General features: G+C 71.7%; 6 protein-coding genes and 1 pseudogene. 3 read left to right on the top strand and 4 right to left on the bottom strand.

What is annotated here, in order from left to right:
• A partial coding sequence (locus G6017_RS16755; protein WP_241731434.1) for an acetyl-CoA C-acyltransferase occupies positions 1 to 791 on the top strand: 791 nt, incomplete at its 5' end.
• A gap of 246 nt (positions 792 to 1,037) precedes the next feature.
• On the top strand, positions 1,038 to 2,393 hold the full coding sequence (gene phoH2 / locus G6017_RS08295; protein WP_179526279.1) for an RNA 5'-3' helicase PhoH2: 1,356 nt from the start codon (positions 1,038 to 1,040) through the stop codon (positions 2,391 to 2,393).
• A 102-nt stretch (positions 2,394 to 2,495) separates the two neighbouring features.
• Here the strand turns inward: phoH2 and G6017_RS08300 are convergent, their stop codons facing one another.
• Together G6017_RS08300 and glpX are read right to left on the bottom strand one after the other, a co-directional pair.
• A complete protein-coding gene (locus tag G6017_RS08300) occupies positions 2,496 to 3,899 on the bottom strand; it encodes a class II fumarate hydratase (RefSeq protein WP_179525655.1) in 1,404 nt (467 codons plus the stop codon).
• Between the two features lie 65 nt (positions 3,900 to 3,964).
• Positions 3,965 to 4,975, bottom strand: coding sequence for a class II fructose-bisphosphatase (glpX, locus tag G6017_RS08305; protein WP_179525654.1), 1,011 nt, complete (start codon positions 4,973 to 4,975; stop codon positions 3,965 to 3,967).
• 147 nt (positions 4,976 to 5,122) lie between these two features.
• On the opposite strand from glpX, the gene G6017_RS08310 reads away from it, so the two are divergent.
• Entirely contained in the window at positions 5,123 to 5,686 is a 564-nt protein-coding gene (locus G6017_RS08310) for a DUF4245 domain-containing protein (protein ID WP_179525653.1), read from the top strand.
• A gap of 90 nt (positions 5,687 to 5,776) precedes the next feature.
• On the opposite strand, the gene G6017_RS08315 is transcribed toward G6017_RS08310, so the two are convergent.
• A complete protein-coding gene (locus G6017_RS08315) occupies positions 5,777 to 6,007 on the bottom strand; it encodes an exodeoxyribonuclease VII small subunit (RefSeq protein WP_179525652.1) in 231 nt (76 codons plus the stop codon).
• Positions 6,007 to 6,205: pseudogene (locus G6017_RS08320) on the bottom strand (exodeoxyribonuclease VII large subunit); the annotation flags it as partial. The gene G6017_RS08315 and the pseudogene G6017_RS08320, both read right to left, overlap by 1 nt.

Below are 6,205 nucleotides of genomic sequence, written 5' to 3' on the forward strand. Positions count from 1 at the left end.
GGGTGACGTCGGGCGGCCGGGACCACCCGATCCCCGGAGGCATGCTGGAGACCGCCGAGAACCTCCGCGCCGAGTACTCGATCTCCCGAGCCGAGCAGGACGAGCTGGCGGCCGAGAGCCAGCGGCGCGCCGTCGCGGCGCAGGACGGGCGGGTGTTCGACGAGGAGATCGTGCCGGTGCGGGTCCCCCGGGGCGGGGGAGACGACGTCGTCGTCGTCGACACCGACGAGCACCCCCGCCGCGGTGTCACCGCGGCATCACTCGCCGCGCTGCGCCCCGTGCGCTCCCGGCTCGACCCCGACGCGACCGTGACCGCCGGCAACGCCAGCGGGGAGAACGACGGCGCCGCGGTGTGCGTCGTCACCACCCGCGATCGCGCGGAGAGCCTCGGGCTGCGCGCGTACGTCAGGCCCCTCGGGTGGTCGGTGACCGGGGTCCATCCCGCGCGGATGGGGATCGGTCCCGTCTCCGCCACCGCCGAGCTCCTGGGCGATCTCGGACTGCGTCTCGCCGACTTCGACCTGATCGAACTCAACGAGGCCTTCGCCGCCCAGGTCCTGGCGTGCCTGCGGGAGTGGGAGGACGGGTTCGGCTTCACGGTGGCCGACCGCGAGCGGCTCAACGTGCACGGCTCGGGGATCTCGCTCGGCCACCCCGTCGGGGCCACGGGGACCCGCATCCTCACCACGATGGCCCGCGAGCTCGCCCGCCGGCAGGGCCGGCTCGCCCTGGAGACGATGTGCCTGGGCGGCGGACAGGGCCTGGCCGCCGCGTTCGAGAGGGTGCCGTGACCCGGTGTGCGTCACGGACCCCGGCGAGACCGACAAATTCACGATGAGTTAACTCACACTCGTGTGATTCGGGCGTAGCGTGGGTCACAACGGTCGGTGGGGAAGCCGACCGTCGGGAGGTCCCAGCCGATGATCGATCCACTCGATCGGGAGGGGGCCGGCACCCGGCCCCGTCACCACCAGGTGACCTGGGCCGACCGGTCCACCCCCAGCTCGCCCGCGGGTGCCGCGGGCCAGGAGTCCGCCGTGACCGACACCGTACGCACCTACGTCCTCGACACCTCGGTTCTGCTCTCTGACCCGTGGGCCGTCACCCGCTTCGCCGAGCACCGCGTGGTGCTGCCCATCGCGGTGATCGGGGAGTTGGAGGGCAAGCGACACCACCCCGAGCTGGGCTACTTCGCCCGCGAGGCGCTCCGACTCCTCGAGGATCTGCGCCTCCGCCACGGACGGCTCGACGGCGACCTGCCCATCACCGACCAGGGGGGAACCCTGCGGGTCGAGCTCAACCACACCGACCAGGCGATCCTGCCCGCCGGGTTCCGGAACACGGGGGAGGACTCCCGGATCCTCGCGTGCGCGCTCAACCTCCGCGCCGAGGGCCTCGACACCGTCCTGGTCTCCAAGGACGTGCCGCTGCGGGTCAAGGCGGGCTCCGTGGGACTGCCCGCCGACGAGTACCACGCCCAGGACGTGGTGCTGACCGGCTACAGCGGGGTCGCGAACCTGCCCGCCACCCAGGACCTCGTGGACACCCTGTTCTCCGACGGCGGGGCCTCGCCCCTCGCGGCCCGGGCGGCCGGCCTGGACGTGGAGACACCGGTGCACTGCGGGATCCGGGTCCAGACCGAGTCGTCCTCGGCGCTGGCCCGCGTCACCGACGGCGGCGGCCTCAAGCTCGTCCGCGGCGACATTGAGGTGTTCGGACTGCGCGGTCGCTCCGCCGAGCAGCGCATCGCCATTGACTGCCTGCTGGACGAGTCGATCGGGATCGTCTCCCTCGGAGGCCGGGCGGGGACGGGCAAGTCCGCGCTCGCCCTGTGCGCGGGGCTCGAGTCGGTACTGGAGCGTCGCCGCCACCGCAAGATCGTGGTGTTCCGGCCCCTCTACGCCGTGGGCGGACAGGAGCTCGGCTACCTGCCGGGGAGCGAGACGGAGAAGATGTCGCCGTGGTCCCAGGCGGTGTTCGACACCCTCGAGGGCCTGGTCAGCGAGAACGTGATCGACGAGGTGATGGACCGGGAGATCCTGGAGGTGCTGCCGCTGACCCACATCCGCGGCCGGAGCCTGCACGACTCGTTCGTGATCGTCGACGAGGCGCAGTCACTCGAGCGCAACGTCCTGCTCACGGTGCTCTCCAGGCTGGGGACGGGATCGCGCGTGGTGCTCACCCACGACGTGGCCCAGCGGGACAACCTGCGGGTCGGCCGTCACGACGGGATCCAGGCCGTGGTGGAGAAGCTCAAGGGGCATCCGTTGTTCGCACACGTCACCCTCAACCGCTCGGAGCGCTCGGCGATCGCCGAACTGGTCACCACGATGCTCGAGGAGTTCCACCCGGACGCCGAGCCGGGGGAGCTGCGCCGGATCACCGCGGCATGACCGACGGGTGAGCAGACACCGCGCTGCGTGCCCGGACCGGGCACGCAGCGCGGTGTCCCTTCACCGGGTCTCGTCGGCCCCGTGCGGCAGATCGCGCCCGGGTCAGCGCTCGCGGTCGAGGCCCGTCATCCCCAACACGTCGAGGCGGCGGTCCAGCTCGTCCTCGCTCAGCGGGTCGGGGACGAAGCCCAGGGCGATGACGGCCTCGCGGATCGTCAACCCCTCCGCCAGGGCGTGCTTGGCCACCCGGGCGGCCTCCTCGTAGCCGATCGCCGAGTTGAGCGGGGTGACGATCGAGGGCGAGGACTCGGCGTACCGGCGCATCCGCTCGACGTCGGGCTCGATCCCGTCGATGCAGCGTTCGGCGAACAGGGTCGTGGACGTGGTGAGGATCCGGGCGGACTCCAGGACGTTGCGGGCCATCACCGGGATCGCCGTGTTGAGCTCGAAGGCCCCGGTGGCGCCGGCCCAGGCCACGGCCGCGTCGTTGCCCACGACCTGGGCGGCGACCTGGGAGATGGTCTCGCACAGTACGGGGTTGACCTTGCCGGGCATGATCGACGACCCGGGCTGCAGGTCCGGCAGGTGGATCTCGGACAACCCCGTCATGGGACCGGACCCCATCCACCGGACGTCGTTGGCGATCTTGGTGAGCGAGACGGCGATCGTGCGCAGCGCACCGGAGAGCTCCACGAGACCGTCGCGGGCGGACTGCGCCTCGAACGGGTCCTCCGCCAGGCGCAGCTCCTCGAGCCCCGTGAGTGAGCGCAGTTCCTCGACCACCGCGGAGCCGAAACCGTCCGGCGCGTTGAGTCCGGTGCCGGCCGCGGTGCCACCGATCGGGAGCTCGCCCACCCGGGGCAGGGTGGCGCACACGCGCTCGGCCCCGGCCCGGATCTGGCGCGCGTACCCCCCGAACTCCTGGCCGAGGGTCACGGGCACCGCGTCCATGAGATGGGTGCGGCCGGACTTGACCACCTCCCGCCACTCGACGGATTTGCGCTCGAACGACCCGGCCAGCACACCCAGCGCGGGGACGAGCTCGGTCAGCGCCAACTCCGTCGCGGCGACATGCGTGGCGGTGGGGAAGGTGTCGTTGGAGGACTGCGACATGTTGACGTCGTCGTTCGGGTGGACCGTGACGCCCTCGGCCGCGCACATCGAGGCGATGACCTCGTTGGCGTTCATGTTCGAGCTGGTTCCGGAACCGGTCTGGAACACGTCGACGGGGAAGTGGTCGTCGACCTCACCCTCCGCGATCCGTCCGGCCGCGGACACGATGGCGTCGACCTTGGTCTTCTCGAGGAGACCGAGACGGCCGTTGACGGTCGCGCAGGCGGACTTGAGTAGGCCGAGGGCGCGGATCTGTGCTCGCTCGAGACCGCTGCCCGAGACCGGGAAGTTCTCCACCGCCCGCTGGGTCTGGGCCCGCCAGAGCGCGTCGACGGGTACCCGGACCTCGCCCATGGTGTCGTGCTCGATACGGAATCCACTCTGGTCAGCCATACGGTCAGAGTAGGCGGGCACGCCGCACCGTGCAGGCGCTCTCGGCGCGGCGGGCCCGGGTGGGGTCAGCTGTCGCGCGTCCCCTGGCCGTAGTCGACCGCCGAGAACTCGCGGAGCTTCTCCATGCGGTGGCGGGCCTCGACGTGCCGGACCGTGCCCGACTTCGATCGCATGACCAGCGACCTGGTGACGGCGCCGTTCGAGCGGTAGCTGACGCCACGGACCATGTCGCCGTTGGTGATACCGGTCGCCGCGAAGAAGCAGTTGTCACCCTTGACCAGGTCGTCGGTGCCGAGGAACGCATCCACGTCGAGGCCGGCGTCCACGGCCTTCTGGCGCTCGGCGTCGTCCTGCGGCCAGAGCTGCCCCTGGATCTCCCCGCCCATGCACTTCATGGCGCAGGCGGTGATGATCCCCTCCGGGGTGCCGCCGATGCCCATGAGGATGTCCACCGAGCTGTCGTCCGAGGCGGCGGCGACGCCGCCGGCCACGTCCCCGTCCATGATCAGCCGGACCTTGGCGCCCGCCGCGCGGATCTCCGCGATGAGTTCGGCGTGCCGGGGGCGGTCGAGGACGCAGACCGTCATGTCCCCGACGTCGATGTTCTTGGCCTTGGCCACGGACAGGATGTTCCATTCGGTGGACTTGGACAGGTCGATGTGACCGACCGCGTCCGGCCCCACGGCGATCTTGCGCATGTAGAACACCGCGGAGGGGTCGAACATCGCGCCACGCTCGGCGACCGCGATGACGGCGATCGAGTTGGGCCGGCCCTCGGCCATGAGGCGCGTCCCGTCGATCGGGTCCACGGCCACGTCGACCGCGGGACCGTGCCCGGTGCCGACCTTCTCGCCGTTGAACAGCATCGGCGCCTCGTCCTTCTCGCCCTCGCCGATCACCACGACGCCGTCCATGTCGACGGTGCCGATGAGCTCGCGCATGGCGTCCACGGCCGCGCCGTCACCCCCGAGCTTGTCGCCCCGGCCCACCCACCGGCCGGCCGCGAGCGCGGCGGCCTCGGTGACTCGGACGAGCTCCATGGCGAGGTTACGGTCGGGGCGTAGGGCGTCTGACATGTGGCGTCGGGCTCCTCGGATAGCTGCGCGCGAACAGACGTGGCCACTCGCCGCACGATGGGGTGTCGGCGCTCATTGTTGCACCTCCCGACGCCCGCCGGGGGCCAGGCGCCCGACATGCCCCGGGCGGGTGGGATACTGGACGCCGTGGCCGAGCCGAAACCGAGAATCCTGCAGGGCAACCGCGACATGTTCTGGTCGGTGGTGGTGCTCATGGCGATCGTCGGGATCTTCGCCGGAGTCGCGGGCCAGTGCACCTTCAGCCCGTCCGGACCACAGCAGGGCGCCATCCCCGAGTTCGACGCCGAGGCCTCCCTGCGCCAGGACGCGCGCAGCCTGGGCTTCCCGGTCCGGTCCCCGGACGTCCCGGAGGAGTGGACCTCGAACTCGGGGCGGGTCGAGAGCTTCGCCGACACCACCTCGAGTCACGTCGGCTGGGTGACGGGCGAGCGGAGCTTCGTCGAACTGGTCCAGTCCGACGCCCCCGAGGAGGCGTTCCGGTCACTGAACGGCGGACCGCGACCGAGCCGGACCATCGTGCCGGTGACCGGGCAGGAGTGGACCGTGTACACCGGCGACGACGTCCGCCCGGTGTGGGTGCTGGACCTGGACGATGTCCGCGTGGCGGTGACCGGGTCGGCCACCACCTCGGACTTCGAGGCGTTGGCCGCGGCCGTCCAGGACGCCGAACCGCTCCCGAGCAGCCGGTAGCCAGCGGTTCGACCGCCACCGGTTCGACCGCCGCCAGATCGACCCTGGCCGGCCGGGCGCGCGGGGGTGTGGCCTCCTAGGTACGGCCTCCTAGGTACGGCTTCCGGCGTCGTCGTCGTCGCCCAGCACCGCATCGATCCGGTCACGCGCACCGTCCAGGTGCTCCGTGCACCGCGCGGCGAGCTCCTCGCCCCGCTCCCAGAGCGCCAGGGACGCGTCCAGGTCCTGGCCTCCGGCCTCGAGGATGCGGACCACCTCGATCAACTCGTCGCGGGCCTCCTCGTAGCCGAGCTGGGAGACGGGGGTCTGCTCGTCGGACATCAGGACTGCTCCTCGTGTGTGGCGGGCTCGGGCGGTGTGGTGGTGGCCGCGGTCCGTCCCGCGGCGGGGGTGGTGCCGAGGACGGCGGCGGACAGTGCGCCGTCCGATACCCGGATGCGCAGCTGCGACCCGGGCGGGGCGTGGGCGATGGAGGAGACCACCCGGCCGTCGTGGTCCCCGGCGACGGACTGGACCACC

The organism is Dietzia sp. B44 (assembly GCF_014145245.1).
GTDB classification, from domain to species: domain Bacteria; phylum Actinomycetota; class Actinomycetes; order Mycobacteriales; family Mycobacteriaceae; genus Dietzia; species Dietzia natronolimnaea.